The 17,612-nt window shown below is 67.3% G+C and carries 17 protein-coding genes; 14 read left to right on the top strand and 3 right to left on the bottom strand.

Translation table 11 applies throughout. From position 1 onward, the window contains the following. Positions 1 to 6 precede the first annotated feature (6 nt). The 11 genes from H7U20_RS09750 to H7U20_RS09700 all read left to right on the top strand — a co-directional run bounded on the left by H7U20_RS09750 (position 7) and on the right by H7U20_RS09700 (position 12,086). Entirely contained in the window at positions 7 to 1,353 is a 1,347-nt protein-coding gene (locus H7U20_RS09750; RefSeq protein WP_199758964.1) for a YcaO-like family protein, read from the top strand. A gap of 15 nt (positions 1,354 to 1,368) precedes the next feature. Beyond that, positions 1,369 to 2,223 (top strand): SagB family peptide dehydrogenase, encoded by an 855-nt coding sequence (locus H7U20_RS09745; RefSeq protein WP_199758963.1) that lies wholly within the window; start codon positions 1,369 to 1,371, stop codon positions 2,221 to 2,223. Then, positions 2,220 to 4,874, top strand: coding sequence for an ATP-binding cassette domain-containing protein (locus H7U20_RS09740; protein WP_199758962.1), 2,655 nt, complete (start codon positions 2,220 to 2,222; stop codon positions 4,872 to 4,874). The genes H7U20_RS09745 and H7U20_RS09740 overlap by 4 nt, the downstream gene beginning before the upstream one ends. Then, positions 4,871 to 5,989 (top strand): ABC transporter permease, encoded by a 1,119-nt coding sequence (locus tag H7U20_RS09735; protein ID WP_199758961.1) that lies wholly within the window; start codon positions 4,871 to 4,873, stop codon positions 5,987 to 5,989. The genes H7U20_RS09740 and H7U20_RS09735 overlap by 4 nt, the downstream gene beginning before the upstream one ends. Positions 5,990 to 6,031: 42 nt before the next feature. Beyond that, entirely contained in the window at positions 6,032 to 6,517 is a 486-nt protein-coding gene (locus tag H7U20_RS09730; RefSeq protein ID WP_199758960.1) for a DUF2141 domain-containing protein, read from the top strand. Between the two features lie 36 nt (positions 6,518 to 6,553). Next, positions 6,554 to 7,258, top strand: a complete 705-nt coding sequence (locus tag H7U20_RS09725; RefSeq protein ID WP_199758959.1) for an ABC transporter ATP-binding protein — start codon at positions 6,554 to 6,556, stop codon at positions 7,256 to 7,258. Further along, complete coding sequence (locus H7U20_RS09720; protein ID WP_199758958.1) at positions 7,255 to 8,484, top strand: ABC transporter permease; 1,230 nt, start codon at positions 7,255 to 7,257, stop codon at positions 8,482 to 8,484. The genes H7U20_RS09725 and H7U20_RS09720 overlap by 4 nt, the downstream gene beginning before the upstream one ends. Positions 8,485 to 8,492: 8 nt before the next feature. Next, entirely contained in the window at positions 8,493 to 9,254 is a 762-nt protein-coding gene (locus H7U20_RS09715) for an outer membrane lipoprotein-sorting protein (protein WP_199758957.1), read from the top strand. Positions 9,255 to 9,295: 41 nt separating this feature from the next. Next, entirely contained in the window at positions 9,296 to 10,597 is a 1,302-nt protein-coding gene (locus H7U20_RS09710) for a hypothetical protein (protein WP_199758956.1), read from the top strand. 80 nt (positions 10,598 to 10,677) lie between these two features. Next, positions 10,678 to 11,136, top strand: coding sequence for a hypothetical protein (locus H7U20_RS09705; protein ID WP_199758955.1), 459 nt, complete (start codon positions 10,678 to 10,680; stop codon positions 11,134 to 11,136). Further along, the gene (locus H7U20_RS09700; RefSeq protein ID WP_199758954.1) at positions 11,133 to 12,086 is read left to right on the top strand and encodes a DUF2145 domain-containing protein; all 954 of its coding nucleotides are present in this window, start codon (positions 11,133 to 11,135) and stop codon (positions 12,084 to 12,086) included. Before H7U20_RS09705 ends, H7U20_RS09700 begins: the two co-directional genes overlap by 4 nt. 44 nt (positions 12,087 to 12,130) lie before the next feature. Here the strand turns inward: H7U20_RS09700 and H7U20_RS09695 are convergent, their stop codons facing one another. Both H7U20_RS09695 and H7U20_RS09690 read right to left on the bottom strand, forming a co-directional pair. After that, positions 12,131 to 13,822: a methyl-accepting chemotaxis protein gene (locus tag H7U20_RS09695; protein ID WP_199758953.1), complete on the bottom strand. Its 1,692-nt coding sequence runs from the start codon at positions 13,820 to 13,822 to the stop codon at positions 12,131 to 12,133. Between the two features lie 89 nt (positions 13,823 to 13,911). Continuing rightward, positions 13,912 to 14,187, bottom strand: a complete 276-nt coding sequence (locus H7U20_RS09690) for a DUF1971 domain-containing protein (protein ID WP_199758952.1) — start codon at positions 14,185 to 14,187, stop codon at positions 13,912 to 13,914. 363 nt (positions 14,188 to 14,550) lie between these two features. On the opposite strand from H7U20_RS09690, the gene H7U20_RS09680 reads away from it, so the two are divergent. Beyond that, a complete protein-coding gene (locus H7U20_RS09680; RefSeq protein ID WP_199758950.1) occupies positions 14,551 to 14,928 on the top strand; it encodes a bacteriohemerythrin in 378 nt (125 codons plus the stop codon). A gap of 28 nt (positions 14,929 to 14,956) precedes the next feature. Here the strand turns inward: H7U20_RS09680 and H7U20_RS09675 are convergent, their stop codons facing one another. Then, entirely contained in the window at positions 14,957 to 15,352 is a 396-nt protein-coding gene (locus tag H7U20_RS09675; protein WP_199758949.1) for a TraR/DksA family transcriptional regulator, read from the bottom strand. A 339-nt stretch (positions 15,353 to 15,691) separates the two neighbouring features. On the opposite strand from H7U20_RS09675, the gene H7U20_RS09670 reads away from it, so the two are divergent. Together H7U20_RS09670 and H7U20_RS09665 are read left to right on the top strand one after the other, a co-directional pair. Continuing rightward, on the top strand, positions 15,692 to 17,188 hold the full coding sequence (locus tag H7U20_RS09670; protein ID WP_233410618.1) for a sensor histidine kinase: 1,497 nt from the start codon (positions 15,692 to 15,694) through the stop codon (positions 17,186 to 17,188). 10 nt (positions 17,189 to 17,198) lie between these two features. Beyond that, a complete protein-coding gene (locus tag H7U20_RS09665; RefSeq protein ID WP_199758947.1) occupies positions 17,199 to 17,612 on the top strand; it encodes a response regulator in 414 nt (137 codons plus the stop codon).

Genomic DNA, 17,612 nt, shown 5'->3' with positions numbered 1-17,612 from the left:
CGCAACATGGAGCAAATCAGCCTGGACGGCGCCGATCCCGAGCAGCGCCTGGCGCTGATCCACCAGGCGCTGGTGCACCGCCGCCACGGCATCATCACCACCTTGCTGGAGGAGACCGAGCACCCGGACGCGCGCGGCCTGTTCGTCTTCAACGCGCTGATGGTCGACGTCAAGGCGATGATGATCGACCCCTCGCGCGCCAAGCCGAACAACCCGACCAGCGACCGCGCCAGCCTGGCCGGCTCCGGCGCCGCCTTCGACCGCACCTCGGCCCTGTGGGCGGCCTTCGGCGAGGCCATCGAGCGCTACTCGGCCGCCGTCCATTTCGACGACCAGCTGCACTACGCCAGCCAGGACGAGCTGGGCGAGGCCGCCGTCGGCGCCGAGCAGTTCGTCTTGTTTTCGGCCGAGCAGTACGCCGCCCAAGGCTTTGAGTATTCCGCGCCGGAGCCTGGCGCCACGCGCGCCTGGGCCGCCGCCGCCGATTTGCACGACCCCGGGCGCGAGGCCTATGTGCCGGCGCAGATGGTGTATCTCGGCATGCAGGTCAAGGACCAACGCGAGATCGTCTTCCAGTCCTCGTCGACCGGCCTGGCCTGCGGCATGGACGAGCAGCGCGCCATCCTCAGCGGCCTGGCCGAGGTGGTCGAGCGCGACGCCTTCGCCGCCATGTGGCAAATGCGCTACGCGCCGCGCACCCTGGAGGTCAGCGAGGACAGTTGGTCCAAGCTGTTGCCCGGCGTGCGGCGCGCGCTGCGCGATTCCTCGCTGGAGCTGCGGCTGTGGGACATCAGCACCGACATCGGCATGCCGGTGGTGTTGTGCCTGGCGCGCAGCCGCAACGACGGCACCATGTCGCTCGGCGCCAGCGCCCAGCTGGGCGTGGAGCAGGCCATCAACAAGGCGGTGATCGAGGCCCTGCACGGCTATTGCTGGGGCAGTTCCATCCTCGGCGCCGGCACGCCGCTGCCCGAGCGGGCGGCGATCCGCAATCCGGGCGACCATTTCGCCTACTTCCTGGAGCAGTCGCGCCAGGGCGCGATGGACTTCCTGTTCCAGAACGGGCAGACTATCTCCAGCGCCGACCCGGCCCTGCGCCAGTTGGCGACGCTGGACGATTTGCTGGCGCGGCTGAAGGCGCTGGGCCACCGCGCGCTGGCGGTCGACGTTACCTCGGCCGACATCGGCAGCCTGGGCTTTTGCGTGGTGCGGGCGCTGATCCCCGGCCTGCATCCGCTGCTGTTCGGCGACGGCATGTTCAGCCGCGACGAGCGCCGGCTGCGCAAAATCGCCGCGTTCTGGGGCCTGGACGGCGTGCCGCCATTGAACACCGATCCCCATCCGTTCCCTTGAAGTGGATATGCGCCAATGAAGAATAGTTTGCAAGAGCTCCTGCCGCCGCAGGCGATGGCCGGCGATTTCGATATCGACGATCCGGTCGAGATCCTGCACGAGCAGACCAAGTTCCACCGCGCCACCTTGTCCGGCCAGGTGAAGAACATCGTGCGCTACCTGCGCCACCCGGCCTACATCGCGCGCGGCGCGGCCGGCTACAACGTGTTTCCATCCTGCCCGCGCATCGAGCTGCCGGAACCGACGCTGAGCATGGGCGGTCTGGCCGAAGTCATGGCCGGCCGCACGAGCGCGCGCGGCTTCGTCGGCGCGATGACCTTGCAGGAGTTGTCCAGCTTGTTGCACCACGCGTTGCGGGTCAACCGCGTCAAAAGCAGCGACGCCGCGCCGCACGTCAAGCTGGCCTTCCGCGCCTATCCGTCGCCGGGCGGGCTGTATCCGACCGAGTTCTACTTCTTCCTCAATCAGATCGAGGGCGTGGAACCCTGCATCGCCCACTACGACGCGCGCAACCACTGCCTGCGCCAGCTCAAGCGGCAGGACGGCAACGCCTTCGGCACGGCCGAGGTGAAGGGCGGCGAGTCCAGCATCCAGGCGCCGCTGGTCTGCGTGATGACCAGCGTGCCGCAGCGCGCCACCGCCAAGTACGGCGCGCGAGGCTACCGCATGGCGCTGCTGGAGACCGGCCACGCCTCGCAGAACCTGTGCCTGACGGCGCAGGGCCTGGGCTTGGGATCGCTGGTCTACGGCGCCTACTACGATGACGAGCTGGCGGCCTTGCTGGACATCGACGGCGTCACCGAGACGGTGGTGTCGGTGATGCTGCTGGGCCGCGAGGCGCCGGCCGGAACCGGAGCCGCCGCCGCATGAACGACAGCGCCTTCAAGGCCATGGCCACAGCGGCCACTCCGGCCGGCTCGGACCAAGCCGGCCCGGGCGCCGGCTTGAGCCAGGAAAGGGGCGCTGGCTTGAGCCAGGAAAGCGTCGCTGGCGACGTGAACGGCGCGGCGGGCGATGGCGCCAATCCCGGTCTCGAACCCGGCCCCGGCCAGTCCGGCGCACAGGTATCGGGCGCGCTGCGGCTGCGCCTAGCCGCTTTCGAGGTGTTGAACCTTGCCGCCGCCGGCCGCCGCGACGAGGCTTTGCAGGCGCTCGACCAGCTCTTCGGCTTGCGCGGCCGCTTCCCCGGCTACCCGCTGCTGCTCGATATGGTCGCCGGCAAGCTGCCGTTTCTTCAATGCGGCCCGCTGTTTGTGCTGGGCGGGCAGCCCTTGCCGGCCACCTTGCAGCGGCATTTTGAAGAGGCCATCGCGCAGTGCCAGCAGTTCCTTGGACTGCCGGCGCCTTGCATCATCGTCCAATGCCGCGCCGAGAACCGCGACCTGCACTGGACGCTGGAGGCTTTCCCCGGCTTGGCGGTGCTGCACCTGTCGACGCTGTCGCCCGGCTATCCGGACGATCTGCGCGCCGTGCAGTTCCACGAGGTCGCCCACTGTTTCCTGACCTGTGGTGTGCGCCTGCTCGACGAGGGCCTGGCGCAGCTGTTCGCCTGCCGCTTCGGCGGCGCCGCGCTGCCGGCGGCGAATCCGGACTTGCTGCCGCCGCTGCGCACGCTGCTCAGCCGCGCCTCGGACAGCATGTTCGGCGACGGCGCGGACAGCCAGCTGGCCGTTTATCTGGCGGCCTGCCGCGCCGGTGCCGATCTACTCGAAACGATTGACGCGCAGGGCGGGGCGGAGCGCATCGTGCGCCTGTTCGCCGCCGTGGCGCGGGCCGGCTCGGAGGCGCAGATCGTCCATTTGGTCGAGCAGGCCAGCGGCCAGTCGCTGCCGGCCGCCTCAGCCACATCGTCTGGCAGCGGTCCGGACGCGGCGCAGAGCGCCCTGATCGAACAGGCGCGCGACGCCGTCTTCACCGCGTGGATCAACAAGAACCCGGCCGATCTGGACGCCGGCATTGCCGCGCTGGAGGCGGACGCCGTCTTCACCGAGCCGGCACTGCTCGACAGCCTGATCGGCGCGCAACTCAACCGCGCGCTGTTGCAGGTGAACTTCCGCAGCGCGCCGCCGGCCGAGCAGCTGGCCCACCTCGACATGCTGCTCAAGGCCGGCGAGTGCCTGCCCGCCGGCCGCCTGTGGTTGTGGCGCGGCACCCGCGCGATCCTGGCGATCCTGCTGGCGCGGCCCAACATCATCAAGGTGGCGACGGCCGGCCAACAGGCCATCCAGGCCTTCGACAAGGCCGCCCAGTTGATTCCCAACGACCCCGATTTGCTGGTGCAGCATGCCTCGCTGCTGCTCAACGCGCCGGCCCAATATGGCGGCGACCGCGATCTTGGCGTCAGCAAGTTGCGCCAGGCGATGCAGAATCGGCTCTACTATGAGCACGCCCGCAACGTGCTGCTGGAGTACGGCATCGATGCCGGCCCACCGTTACAGGTAGCGCCGCAGGCCGCAGCGCCGTTGGCTGCCGGTTCGCCGGGCGCATCGGCAGCCATATCTTCAGCCATATCTTCAGCCATATCGGCAACCATATCTTTAGCCACATCAACAGCCATATCGGCAGCCATATCCACTGCAGGTCGTTCCTCTGTGGCGAGCGACGCGCCCGTGATGCTGCAAACGACGGATCTGGAGCTGCGCCTGTCTTCCGCCTTCACGCTGCGACCGGGCGATTTGACGCTGCGCAGCGGCGAGCGGGTAACGCTGGTCGGCCGCAACGGCAGTGGCAAATCGATGCTGATCGAAACCCTGCTCGGCCTGCGCCGGCCCGACCGGGGCAGCGTCGCTTTGCTGGTCGGCGATCCGCGCAGCGCCGCCACGCGCCAGCGCATCGGTGGCCTGCTGCAGGGTTCCGACCTGCCGGGCCAGACCCGCATCAGTGAAATGATGGCGCTGCACCGGACCATCTACAGCCGCACCGACCCCGCCGTGACGCGGGCGCTCGGCTTGGAAGAACTGCGCGAGCGCTTTTGGTCGCAGCTGTCGCGCGGCCAGAAACAGCGAGTCATGCTGTGGCTGGCCCTGGCCCATGTGCCCGAACTGGCGCTGCTGGACGAGCCCTCGTTGGGCCTGGACGAATGGTTCGCCCGTGCGCTGCGCGAGTTGCTGGCCCAGCTGCCGATCACGCTGCTGATGATCTCCCACGTGCCGGCCGACCTGCTGGGCATGGACCGCATCGTCTGCCTTGACGGCGGTAAGATCATCGCCGACGGCGCGCTGGCCGAGCTGATGGCCGGCCAGGTGGGCGCCTTCAAGGGGCGCCTGCGTCAAGTGCTGGACCATCAGGCGCAGAAGGCGATGCTGGCCTTGCCCGGCCTGGTGAAGCCGCCGCGCCAGTGCGACGACGGCTGGGAGTTATATGGCGGCGCCGGCTTCGACCAGACCTTCCGCCACTTCATCGAACAGCAGCGCGTTGCCGCCTTCAGCCTGGAGGCGGTGTCGGTGGAAGACTTCCTCGCCCACATCGCCCACACTGTTCACGATTCACCGACCAATTTGCCCAAGGCCGCGCCACGATGAAGACCCTGCTGCACCTCGTACAAGCCGACCTGGCGATGTTCCTGCGCGGCCGCCTGGCCCTGTTCTGGACTTTCGCCTTCCCGCTGCTGATGCTGGTCATGCAGATGGCGCTGTTCGGCCACGACGTCAAGCTCGGCCCCGTCTCGCTGGCGATGGTCGACCAGGACCGCAGCGCCATCAGCCAGGCATACCAGCGCCATCTACAGGCCGGCCTGCGCCAGCAGCGCAGTATCGCCTTTAATGTGTTGACGCCGGAGCAGGCCGCCGACGCCGACTTCGTGCTGACCATCCCACCCGGCTTCGCCGACAATGTGGATGCCGGCCGCAGCACGCTGATGGACCTGCGCAACGGCGCCGGCAAGCGTGACAACGGCGGCGCGGCCTACGACGCCGCCTACGGCATGTTGCGCGGCTATAGCGACGCCTACAACCTGAGCGGCTTGCAGGGCGCGCCGCGCGTGGCGCTGCCGCCGCCGCCGGCCGCGCCGACCGCGAGCCTGGACTACCGCCTGTTCCTGGTCACCGGCCTGGCCGGGCTGGTGATCCTGTCGACCAGTCTGATGGGTTTCGCCGGCCCGCTGGTGGCGGCGCGCGAGGGCGGCATGTTCCGCATGTACCAGCTCTTTCCGATGCCGACCGGCGTCGTCGTCGCGGCCTGGTGTTTGTCGCGCTTGGTGATCGTGCTGCTGGCCAGCCTGGCGATGTTTTTCGCCGCCTGGGCCATCTACGGCGTGCGCATCAGCGCCGGTCCCGGCGCGATCGCGCTGGCGGTCGGCATGCTGGGACTGGGCTCGGCGGCCTTCCTGGCGCTCGGCTTGCTGATCGCCGCGCTGACCAATAGCGTGGCCGCCGCCACCATGCTGTGCAATCTGCTCTATTTTCCGCTGCTTTTTTCGGGTAATCTCATGATCCCGCTGGGCGGCTTGCCCAAGGCGCTGCGCGAGGCGGCCGACTGCCTGCCATTGAACGCGATGATGGCCAGTATCCGCCGCGCGCTCACCGTGGGCATGGATTGGCGCAGCGATGCCTACAGCGTGCTAGTGCTCAGCCTGATGTTGGTGGTGTGCCTGCTGCTGGCGGTGCGGCGTTTCACGTGGATGCCGCGTTCGCAGTAAAACAAAAAATAGTTCAGGAGACAGCAAGCGATGACGGAGTACATGGAACAAAGTGGCCGGCGACGGTTGAAGGTGGTGTTTATATTGGTGGGCTTGGTGATCTTGGCCAGCACGCTGGCGGCGATTTTCGGCCATCGCGTGTTCGCGCCGGTGCCGTTTCCCCGCGCCGGCGGCCAGGCCAGCCTGACGATCGAGGTCAGCGGCGCGGCCAACGACAAGGGCCAGATCATGGTGGCGGTGTGTGACGAGGCCAGTTTTCTCAAGGTCTGCCCCTACATGACGACGCAGAAGGCGGCGGCCAAGCTGACCGCCCTTGTCGAGAAGATCAAGCCCGGTCGGTATGCCGTGATGCTGTTCCACGACGAGAACGGCAACGGCGTCTTCGACATGGGGGCGAATGGCATTCCGCTCGAAGGCTACGGTTTTTCGCGCAATGCCAGGGGCCATTTCGGCCCGCCGGCCTTCGCGGACGCGGCCATCGACATCAAACCAGGCATGGACCCGATCAGCATCGAGCTGGCTTATTAGTCGGTGTAACGAAGGCACAGCGAAGGCATGGCAGGCATGACGGCGATACTAGAAGTCGAGGCGGTGAGTAAGCATTTCCAGCGTGGTGCCGAGCGTATCGTGGCGCTGGACGCCGTCTCGTTCCGCATCGACCAAGCCAGCGTGACCGCCATCGCCGGGCCGTCCGGCAGCGGCAAGAGCACCTTGCTGGGCATGCTGGCGCGCTTCGACCAGCCGGACAGCGGTTGCATCCGCGTCGATGGCGTGCGGCTCGACCAGATCGCCGACGCGGCGCTGGACCAGTACCGCAACCGCAAGCTCGGTTTCGTCTTCCAGCAGTTCAACCTGATCGGCGCCTTGACGGCGCTGGAGAACGTCGAGCTGGCGCTGGCGCCGCAGGGCCTGCCCGCGCGCGAGGTGCGCGAGCGCGCCAGCGCGATGCTGGAGCAGGTCGGCATGGCGCAGCGGCTGGGCCACGCGCCGGCCGAGCTTTCCGGCGGCCAGCAGCAGCGCGTCGCCATTGCGCGCGCTTTGGTCAACCGTCCCAGCCTGGTGATCGCCGACGAGCCGACCGGAAACCTGGACAGCAAGACGGCGCAGCAACTGCTGGAGCTGATCGCCAACCTGAACCAGCAAACCAAGACTAGCTTCATCATCGCCACCCACGACCAGCGCGTGATGGACATGGCGCAGCGCGTGATTCGGCTGCAGGACGGCCGCCAGGTCGACGCCGCCGCCAGCGTGCCCGGACGGGCCGCATGAGGCAGTGGTTGCTGCTGGCGCTGCGCAATGTGCGGCGCAACGGCCGTCGCTCGCTGCTGCTGGGCGGGACCATCGCCGTCGGCACCTTGGCGTTGCTGCTGTTCGTTTGTTACATCGCCGCCTCGCTGGACGGCCTGCGCGAAAGCACCATCCGCGGCGGTTTGGGCCACGCCCAGTTGGCCGCGCCCGGCCAGTTCGACGGCTACGCCGAGCAGCAACTGCAGTTCGGCCTGGACCGCGCCGCCATGGCGCGGCTGGAGGCCGCGCTGGCGCAGGAGACGCAGGTGCGCCGCGTGGTGCCGCGCGTGCAATTTAGCGGCCTGGTGTCGAACGGCCCGCGCACACTCAATTTCGAAGGCAGCGGCGTCATGCCCGACCGCGAGCGGCAGGCCTTCGGCGCCTTTCAGTCGCTGGCCGAGGGGCAGCCGCTCAAAGCCACGGTGGCGGGCCGTTACCAGGTCTTGATCGGCAAGGAGATGGCGCGCCGGCTGGGCGTGCGGCCCGGTCAGTCGATCACGCTGATGACCACCACGGCCGGCGGCAGCGTCAACGCGATGGATCTGGAGATCGCCGGATTGGTTGCCACCGGCGTACCGCAGAGCGACCTGTATCTGCTGCAGCTGCCGCTGGAGACGGCGCAGGAGCTGCTGCGCAGCGAGCGCATCTCCAGCGTGGCGCTGCTGTACCAGTCCAGCGAGCAGGCCGACGCCGTCTCGGCGCGGCTGCGCCAACGCCTCGGCGGCGAATTTGAATTGAAGACCTGGCAGCAGTTGGCGCCACTGTATTCGCAGGTGCTGGCGTTGTTCCGCAACCAGTTCGTGGTGTTCGGCGTGGTGATCGGCATGATCGTCTTCCTCGGCGTGGCGGCGATGACGCTGACCACCATCTACGAACGGGCGCGTGAGATCGGTACCATGCGCGCGATGGGCATAGGCCACGGTACGGTGCGCCGCCTGTTTGTTTTCGAGGGTCTGCTGCAAGGCGCGCTGGGCGCGCTGGCCGGCGGCCTGCTGGCCTTCGCGGCGACGCTGGCGCTCAACGCCGCGCGCATCGAACTGGCGCCGCCGCCGGGCCGCAACGTCGGCGTGCTGTTGCAACTGCTGTGGGTGCCGGAGTACGGCGCCGCCGTGGTGTGCGCCTTGCCGCTGGTGGCGATGCTGGCGGCGTGGACGGTCAGCCGCCGCATCGCCCGCATGCCGATCATGCAATCCCTTTCCATCCAATGAGTTTGCCGATGCCGTTCTTGTCTTCCCAACGCCGTGCCCTTGCCGGCGTCGCCGGCGCGCTGTTGGCCGCGCTGCTGGCCGTGCCATGCGGCGCCATTGCCGCCGCCGTGACGCCGCAGGAGATCCTGCGCCAGGTCGACCGCTACCGTCTGCCCTTGAACAGCTTCGAGGCTTCGGTGCGTATCGTCCCGGTGCAAGGTGGTAAGGAGCAGGAGGCCGGCACGTATATTGTGCGCGGCGCAAACCACAACCAGGCGCTGGTCGAAGCGACCAGCGTGGACCAGCGCGGGCAGAAGTTTTTGACCACCGACAGCGGCATCTTTTTCTATGCGCCGCGCACCCGCCGGGCGATCCGCCTGACGCCACTGCAAACGCTGCGCGGCAAGGCGTCGATCGGCGACCTGGCGCGCATCAGCTTCGAGAACGACTACGACGTGGCGTTGGCCGAGACGGCGCCGCCGGGCTGCCCGGCCGACAGCTGCGTGGCGCTGGCGCTGAGCAGCAAGAACGAGGCGGCCACCTACACCCGCATCACGCTGCTGGTCGGTCGCCAGCGCGGCCAGCACGTACCCTTGAAGGCGCTGCTGTATGTCGCCAGCGGCAAGCTGCTGAAGGTGGCGGTATTCGACCCGGCCAGCGGCGGCCTGCCGCCGACCACCCACTATTCGGACCCGCAGCTGGCCGAGGACGAGACCCGCGTGGTGTTCGAGAAGATCAGGGCGGTCGACTTCCCGGCCAGTACCTTCAACCCGCGCAGCCTGGAACAATGAGGCTGACGTTGAGGTTGAGATCGCAGGCAATGAGGCTGACGTTGAGGCTAAAATCGCAGCCGCTGCTGCTGGCCTGCCTGCTGCTGTGCGACGGCGCGCGCGCCGATGACGCCGGTGCCGCCGGCGGCGACACCAACTGGCTCGGCGGCTTCGCGCTGCTCGGCCGCGAACGCACGGTGCTCAACGCCACGCCGCTCAACCAGGCGAACTTCCTCGACCTGGCCGAGCACAAGACCGAGCTGGCCGGCCTGCTGGAGGTCCGCTTCCAGCAGTTCAGTTGGCGCGCCCGCGTTGAAACCACCCACAGCGACGTGGCGGGCCAAGGCCAGCACACTGCATTCACACTGCAGGAGTTGAACCGGGTATTCCAGCTCAACGACGCGGTGACACTCTCGCTGGGCAAACGCCTGTATGCGCTCGATCCGTCCTATGTCAACCAGCCGCTGGGTTTTTTCCAGAAGCGCAGCGACCTGAGCGACCCGCTCGATTCGCTCGGCCAGTCCGAGGGCATGCCGATGGCGGTGCTCAGCTGGACCGGCGCCAGCGCCAGCGTGGCCGCGCTGTACAGCCGCGACGCGCGGCGCCATGCCGACGGCTACAACCGGGGTGTCGAACAGTCGCTGCTCAAGTTCGGCTACGAATTTCCGCAACTGAGCGCCAGCATTGTCCTGCGCCGTGCCAGCGGCGAGGCCAACGGCGTCGGCGCCAGCTTGAGCGGCGCGGTCGGCGAGACCTTGTCCTGGTACGGCTCGGCCTACAGCGCGCGCGGCAGCCAGCGGCCTATCGTCGCCGGCCTGCTCGACGCCGATGCCCGGCTCAACCCCAACACCGGCGCAAGCGGCGAGGCCGGGCAGGGCGCCTACGCTTCGCTGCGCGCCAACGACGGCCGGCGCTACCACCGCGCCACCGTCGGCCTGGTGTGGACCTTGCCGGACCTGCCCAAGCTACAGCTGGAATACGCTTACGACGGCCGTGGCCTGTCCGACGCCCAGTTCGGCCGTCTGCTGGCCTTGGCGAAGGCGAATCGGCAGTCGGCCTTGCCGCCGCAGGCGATCGGCGGCCTTCAGGCGCAACTGGCGCAGCTGTTGGTGAGCCAGGGCGCGCGGCGGCGCTATTTGAGCGTGTCGCTGGCACAGACGGTGGGCGAGTGGGAGTTGGGCGGTGGCGTCTACCTCGGCCAGGAGGATCGCAGCCGCGTGTGGCACGGCACGGCCGACTATCACTTCGATACCCGCACCACCTTGATGATCTCGGCGTTGCACCAGGCCGGCGCGGCCGATTCGGAGCGCGCCCTGTCGCCGCTTGGCAGCAGCCTGGCGCTGCGCCTGCGACGGCTGTTTTAAATACTGCGGCAGATGAATTATTGGCGCGGCTGAAATGAGAAAGCTCTTATACTGGCCGTTTTCAAACATAGGAACTTCCGATGTCGACCTCTCTTTCGTTACGCCTGATCTTGACGGCCGCTGCGCTGGCCGCCACTTTGAATGTCCATGCCGATAGCTTCGCATCGTCGGCTTCCAGCGCCGGTTCGGCGTCGAGCGGCAGCGTGTCCGACTCGCTCGGCGGTTCCAGCAATAGCTCGCGCGACGACAAGCGCAAGGTCGCCGACGGCGAATACCGCATCATCCAGATCGCCGCCACACCCGACCACGCCGACCGCACGCGCGTGACGATGCAGGCCGACGACCCGCAACAGCGCGTCGTGCTGGACCTGCCACGCGAGACGTTCGACCAGCAGCGCCTCGCCGCCGGCGATGCGATGTACGCGCGCAACCGCGTGTATGGCATCGAATTCGGCCGTGGCGACACGCGCCAGCCGTTCTACCTGGTGCTGGCCGACGAGTGGTACGGCGAGTTGGCTTCGCGCCCGGTCAGCCTTTGAAGTTAGCCGGTGCGCCGGCCCGCGTCTTGGCGCTGGCCGGCTTGGCCTGCGTGGCGCTAGGCGTGGCCGGCGCGGCGCAGGCCGGCGGCGCGTCGAGTTCGTCCGGCTCGTCCGGCGCGTCGCGTTTTTGCGACCGTTCGCAGCCGCTGACCGCTTCCGAGCAGGACCGCCTGTTGCGCTTCGCCGCCGTGCTGCGCGAGGAGCTGGCCGGCGGCGATGACGGTGTCGCCCTGGTCAGCCGTTCGGGACTTGACTTGTCGCGCTTCGGCATCCGCTATTCGCACGCCGCGCTGGCCTGGCGCGCCGACAACGGCATCTGGTCGGCGCGGCAGTTGTACTATGCCTGCGACGAAAGCCGGCCGAGAATCTTCGATCAGGGCCTGGCCGGCTTCGCCATGGGCACGGACGATCCGGCGATGGGCTATTTGTCCATCGTGCGTCTGCCGGCGCGGGCGATACAACCGCTGCGGCCAGCCTTGCTCGACATGCCGCGCGTGCAGCATCTGCTGGCCGCGCAATACAGCGCCAACGCCTATGCCTTCAGCCTGCGCTACCAGAATTGCAATCAATGGATCATGGAGATGCTGGCCGCCGGCTGGGGCGGTCTGGCGGACGGCGACGATTTGCGCGCGCGCGCCCAGCAATGGCTGCGCGACGAGCGCTATTCACCGGAGCCGGTGAATGTCGATTCGCGTTTCCTGATGCTGGCCGCGTATTTCGTGCCGCTGCTGCAAATGGACGACCATCCCTACGATGACCGCCGGGCGATGCGGCTGCAAGTCAGTCTGCCGTCGACCATCGAGACCTTCGTGCGGGCGCGCTACCCTGCCAGCGAGCGGGTCGAACTATGCCATGACGAGCAGCGGATTGTGGTTCACCGGGGCTGGACAGCCCTTGCCGAAGGCTGCAAGCCGGGCGAGGGCGACCGTGTGGTGTCGCTGCGCGATTAAAAAACGACCGCCTCCAGCATCGTTGCGCGCCAGCGGCGCAATTCTCAGGCGCGCAGGAGCCGGCGCGTCGCTTCGGCCAGCGCGGCCTGGCGGCTCGCGCGGGGCGATATGGCCAGCGCCTTGGCCGTCGCGGCACGCGGCGCCAGGCGCACCACGCCGGCGGCCGGCGCGCGCTGAGCGCTGCCATCCACCGGGTCGACCTTGAAGTGGCTGACCAGCGCGGTCAGCTTGTTGGCCTGCCGGTGCATGGCCTCGGCGGCGCTGGCCGCCTCCTCGACCATGGCGGCGTTGTGCTGGGTGGCGCCGTCCATCTCGGTCAGCGCGACGTTGATTTGCTCGATGCCGCTCTCCTGGTCGGCGCTAGCCTGGCTGATCGAGGCCATGATGGCCGTCACCCGCTGCACGCTTTGCACCACCTCGTGCATGGTCGCGCCGGCGGTCTTGGCCAGCTGGCTGCCGTTGTCGATCTTCTCGGCCGAGTCGTTGATCAGCTTTTTGATCTCGCGCGCGGCGGTGGCCGAACGCTGCGCCAGGTTGCGCACCTCGCCGGCGACGACGGCGAAGCCGCGTCCCTGGTCGCCGGCACGCGCCGCCTCCACAGCGGCGTTGAGCGCCAGGATGTTGGTCTGGAAGGCGATGCCGTCGATGACGCCGGTGATGTCGACGATCTTGTGGGCGAAGTCGTTGATCGCCTCCATCGTCTCGACCACGTCGGACACCACGCGGCCGCCCTGGCCGGCCACGTCCGAGGCCGACTGCGCCAACTGGTTGGCGGCGCGGGCGTTGCCGCTGTTCTGTTTGACGGTGATGGTCAGCTGCTCCATCGACGACACGGTTTCCACCAGCGCGTCGGCCTGCTGCTCGGTGCGGCGCGACAGGTCCAGGTTGCCGGCGGCGATTTCGCGCGAGGCGTGGTCGATGTCGGCGGCGCCGTCGCGCACCTGGGCGACGGTGTGGGCCAGGCGGCCGTTCATGTCGTTCAAGGCGTCGAGCAACTGGCCGATTTCGTCGCTGCGCTCATGCTGCAGCGTGGCGCGCAGGTCGCCGGCGGCGACGCGCAGCGCCAGCGTGACGGCCTGCTTGAGCGGCGCGACGATGCTGCGGGTGAGCCGCCAGGCCAGCACGGCGCAGGTGAGCAGGGCGGCGGCGCCGAGAACGCTGAGCAGGATCTGGCTGTGGCGGAACTGACTGGCCGACTCCTCGGCCAGCGCGCGCGCCTGGCCGGTTTGGTGCCGCAGCAGCGCTTCGATGGCGGCGCCGTACTGTTTGAAGGTGGCGGCCATGCGGGTGTCGACCAGCTCACCGACCTCCTGCGTCTTGCCGAGATCCTTGAGGCGGAACACCTCCGTCTGCACCGTCAGATAACTACTCTTGTGCTGTTGCACGGCGCGCCACAGCGTTTGCTCGGCGCCGTTCTGCGGCAGGGCGGCGAGCTGCTGTTCCAGCGCGGCCTGGGCTTTTTGGCCGCCGGCCAGCTCGGCGAGGAAGTATTCGGCCACTTCCAGGCTGTCGCTGCGGGCGATCGAGGTGGCGCGCAGGCCGTTCAGGCGGGCGGCGGCGAGCAGTTCGGCGCTGAGCTGTTGGCGCGCCAGCTTGTCGTGTACCAGGTCGGAGGTCAGCGCGTCGGCGCTGTGCATGCGCCACAGCGCCAGCGCCGACATGCAGGCCATCACCAGCAAAACGATGGCGAAGGAGGCGATAACGCGGAGACCGGTGGTCAGCTTGGGGAATGTCATGGTGGTGTCCAAGGTGTGGGGACTTCGAAAGTACACCCAGCATACCTGCCATTTGTGACATCATAATTACATAGAAGAAACTAACGTTGCTATTTATGAAAGTCAACACGGAAGCGCACCGGGCCGACCAATTCGACCTCGTGGCGCATTTGCGGCTCGACCACGCCGAACCGCTCGGGCGTCAGCAGCAGCTCCTCCGGCTCGGGTTCGCTGATGTGGTAGCGCAGGCTGCCTTCGAGGATGGTGATGCGGCCCCAGACGCCGGCGGCCGTGGTATGGCCTTTTTGCAGCGCGGCCGGCGTGCTGGTCTCGGTGAACTCGGGGCTGCTTTTGTAATGGCTGACGTGGGCGGGCAGGGTTTTCATGGCGACTCCGGTAGTTGAAGCTGGATGAAGCTGGATGAAGCTGGACTCAGGCGACTTCGACCTCGCCGAAAAACCGTGTGGCAGGCTGCCGCCGATGCGTCGTGCCACCGGCATGAGTTCGGCCGCCAGTTCGGGCGCGAACAGGCGGCTGGTGGTGGCCTCGAACAGCCGATGGTAAGCGATGTCACGCTTTAAAGCAATATTTAATATAAATGTTTTGTTGGGTTGAGCATGCGCAATGCTGTTTTACCGATCCACTTGATCTAGGTCAATCGAAGCTACTGACTTTGCTTGGCGAGGCGCTCAAAGTGGAATGGGCATGCGCGTTGCGCGGCAAGAATTCATTACTCAGCAGGAGGCAATATGAAACAGATGAAATGGTCGCCGGAAATGGCGCTGGGAGTCGAATCGCTCGACTTGGCGCACCAGGCGTTGATGGCGCAGATGTTGCATCTGGGCGATGCCGACGACGACGCGCTCGACGATGGTTTCGTGCTGTTGGTCAAGCATCTGGAACGCGACTTCCGCGAAGAGGAGGACTTGATGGAGAGCATCGACTATCCAGTCATCAAGAGCCATCGCGAGCAGCACGCCCGCGTGCTCGGCGCGCTGCACGCCGTCGCTCCGGGCGACCGTGCCGCCGCGCGCGAGGCCTTGGGCCTGCTGCCGCTATGGTTCCAGGTCCACCTGTCGACCCAGGATGCGGCGCTGGCGATGGCCTTGAACCTGGCCGCCGCCTGATCGGCGGCGCCCCCCCGCCCCGCGCTCCTCAGTGCGGCCTGACGCGCTGGCGGTTCGGATGTTGCTCCGCCTCCTCCTGGCAGGCCAGGCACATGCGCGCGTCCGGCTGGGCGCGCAGCCGCTCGCTGCCGATCAAGGCGCCGCAGTTGACGCAACTGCCGTAGGTGCCGCCGGCGATGCGGCCCAGCGCCGCGTCGACGCTGCGCAGCTCGGCCAGCTCATGGCTCAGCTGGGCCAGGTTGGCGTCGTTCTCCATTGTCGCCTCGGCCTGCTCGCCGCCGTTTTCAAAGAAGTTGGCCAGCGCCAGATGCTGCGGATCGTCGCCCTGGTGCATGCGCTCGCGCAAGTTGGCGATCAGTCGCAGGCGCTGCGCGCGCAATTGCTCGCCGAACTCGTCGAGCAATTGCTTGGCGAATGGCGTCATGCCGCCTGTTCCCGGCGGCTCAGCGGCGCGTTGACGATGGAGTGGCGGGCGGGAGTTGACATGGTGTTTCCTGGTTAGCGGGCCGTTGGCGCGCGGATGCGTAGGGAGGGCGGACTCGACCGGCGGTTTGCTTGGCCGTACTTGGCAGTGCTTTGATTGCAATGTAACTGTGAAGACAGCTTGAGTCAGTAGGTGCATTTGATCTAGGTCAAAAATTTCGACAAAAGACTCGCCGCCTCCACCGCCGTTTGACTTTTGTCATAACAGCTTGAATACGTTAAACTGGCCTTTGCTTCCATGTTGCTCCCATTGAAACGGCACGCCGTCAGGATTATCCCCTTGAAGAATTTGGTATTTGAAGGACAGAGCCTGGAATGGTTGCTGACGTCGGCCACCGACGCCATGCTGATTATCGACCACGAGGGCAAGATCGTGCTGGTCAACCCGGCGCTGGAAAAACTGTTCGGTTTCGACCGCGCCGGGATGCTCGGCCAGACCATCGAAATGCTGGTGCCGGCACGCCTGCGCCACGCCCACGTCGGCCAGCGCGCCGACTTCTTCAGCCAGCCGCGGCCGCGCGCCATGGGCGGCGGCGCCGAGTTGATGGCGCTGCACCGCGACGGCCGCGAGTTCCCCGTCGAGGTCAGCCTGTCGCCGCTGCAAAGCTCGCAGGCGCAGCCGCTGGTGCTGGCCACCATCCACGACATCACCAGCCGCAAGCAGGCCGAGGCGGCGCTGCAGGAGAGCGAGGCGCGCATGCGCGCCATCTTCGAGACGGCGGTCGACGCGATCATCACCATCGACGAGCGCGGCATCATGGAGCGCCTCAACCCCGCCGCGCAGGCGCTGTTCGGCTACAGCGAGGCCGAGGCGGCCGGGCGCAACGTCGCGATCCTGATGCCGGCGCCGCACCGCGCCCAACACGACGGCTATCTGGCGCACTATCTGGACACCGGCGAGAAGAAGATCATCGGCACCGGGCGCGAGGTCGAGGGTCTGCGCCGCGACGGCACGGTGTTCCCGATGGACTTGACGGTGACCGAGATGAAGCTGGGCAGCCGGCGCATGTTCACCGGCATGGTGCGCGACATCACCGCGCGCAAGCTCGCCGAGCAGCACAACCGCGCGCTGATGCAGGAGATCAGCAGCGCCAACGAGGAGCTGACCAACTTCGCCTACGTCGTCTCGCACGACCTGAAGGCGCCGCTGCGCGGCATCGGCTCGCTGGCCGACTGGCTGGCCACCGACTACGCCGAGCATTTCAACGACGAGGGCAAGGAGCACATGCGGCTGCTGGTCAACCGCGTGCACCGCATGGGCGCGCTGATCGACGGCATCCTGCAGTACTCGCGCGTCGGCCGCGTCAAGGAGGCGCTGCTGCCGGTCGACTTGAACAAGCTGCTGGCCGACGTGGTCGACCTGCTGGCGGCGCCGGCCGGCGTGCGCGTGACGGTGGCGCCCGGCCTGCCCACCGTGGTGCTGGAACCGACCCGGGTCCAGCAGGTGTTCCACAATCTGATTTCGAACGCCATCAAATACATGGACAAGGCCGACGGCCAGATTGACGTGGCCTGCGCCGACGCCGGCGCCGACTGGCGCTTCACGGTCAGCGACAACGGCCCCGGCATCGAGACGCGCCACTTCGAACGCATCTTCCAGCTGTTCCAGACGCTGGCCTCGCGCGACCGCATCGAGAGCACCGGCGTCGGCCTGGCGCTGGTCAAAAAAATCGTCGAGATGTACCACGGCCAGTGCGGCGTCGAATCGGTGGTCGGCCAAGGCAGCACCTTCTGGTTCACGCTACCCAAGGCGGCGCCGTCGGCGGCCGCGAAATAAGGACACCCGCATGAAAAACAGCAGCAAACCTATCCTGTTGGTCGAGGACGACCGCGTCGACGTGATGACCATCCTGCGCGCGCTCAAGGAGATCCACGTCGGCAACCCGGTGGTCAACATGGAGAACGGCGAGGCGGCGCTGGAGCACTTGCGCGCGCCCGGCGTGGAACGCCCCTGCATCATCCTGCTCGACCTGAACATGCCGGTCATGAACGGCATCGAGTTCCTCCAGCTGGTCAAGGCCGATCCCGAGCTGCGCCGCATTCCGGTGATCGTGCTGACCACCTCGGAGGAGCAGCAGGACAAGGTGAGCAGCTTCAACCTGGGCGTGGCCGGCTACATGGCCAAGCCGGTCGACTACCGCCGCTTCGTCGAGATGATGCGCTCGATCGACCTGTACTGGACCCTCAGCGAGATGCCCTGA

Source organism: Rugamonas violacea (genome assembly GCF_016461825.1).
Lineage (GTDB): Bacteria > Pseudomonadota > Gammaproteobacteria > Burkholderiales > Burkholderiaceae_D > Rugamonas.
This window is presented reverse-complemented; position numbering and strand designations above follow the sequence as displayed.

Coding starts and splice junctions, on each gene's coding strand:
- H7U20_RS09750 (WP_199758964.1), top strand. CDS start 7: ATGGAGCAAATCAGCCTGGACGGCGCCGATCCCGAGCAGCGCCTGGCG.
- H7U20_RS09745 (WP_199758963.1), top strand. CDS start 1,369: ATGAAGAATAGTTTGCAAGAGCTCCTGCCGCCGCAGGCGATGGCCGGC.
- H7U20_RS09740 (WP_199758962.1), top strand. CDS start 2,220: ATGAACGACAGCGCCTTCAAGGCCATGGCCACAGCGGCCACTCCGGCC.
- H7U20_RS09735 (WP_199758961.1), top strand. CDS start 4,871: ATGAAGACCCTGCTGCACCTCGTACAAGCCGACCTGGCGATGTTCCTG.
- H7U20_RS09730 (WP_199758960.1), top strand. CDS start 6,032: ATGGAACAAAGTGGCCGGCGACGGTTGAAGGTGGTGTTTATATTGGTG.
- H7U20_RS09725 (WP_199758959.1), top strand. CDS start 6,554: ATGACGGCGATACTAGAAGTCGAGGCGGTGAGTAAGCATTTCCAGCGT.
- H7U20_RS09720 (WP_199758958.1), top strand. CDS start 7,255: ATGAGGCAGTGGTTGCTGCTGGCGCTGCGCAATGTGCGGCGCAACGGC.
- H7U20_RS09715 (WP_199758957.1), top strand. CDS start 8,493: ATGCCGTTCTTGTCTTCCCAACGCCGTGCCCTTGCCGGCGTCGCCGGC.
- H7U20_RS09705 (WP_199758955.1), top strand. CDS start 10,678: ATGTCGACCTCTCTTTCGTTACGCCTGATCTTGACGGCCGCTGCGCTG.
- H7U20_RS09695 (WP_199758953.1), bottom strand. CDS start 13,822: ATGACATTCCCCAAGCTGACCACCGGTCTCCGCGTTATCGCCTCCTTC.
- H7U20_RS09690 (WP_199758952.1), bottom strand. CDS start 14,187: ATGAAAACCCTGCCCGCCCACGTCAGCCATTACAAAAGCAGCCCCGAG.
- H7U20_RS09680 (WP_199758950.1), top strand. CDS start 14,551: ATGAAACAGATGAAATGGTCGCCGGAAATGGCGCTGGGAGTCGAATCG.
- H7U20_RS09675 (WP_199758949.1), bottom strand. CDS start 15,352: ATGACGCCATTCGCCAAGCAATTGCTCGACGAGTTCGGCGAGCAATTG.
- H7U20_RS09665 (WP_199758947.1), top strand. CDS start 17,199: ATGAAAAACAGCAGCAAACCTATCCTGTTGGTCGAGGACGACCGCGTC.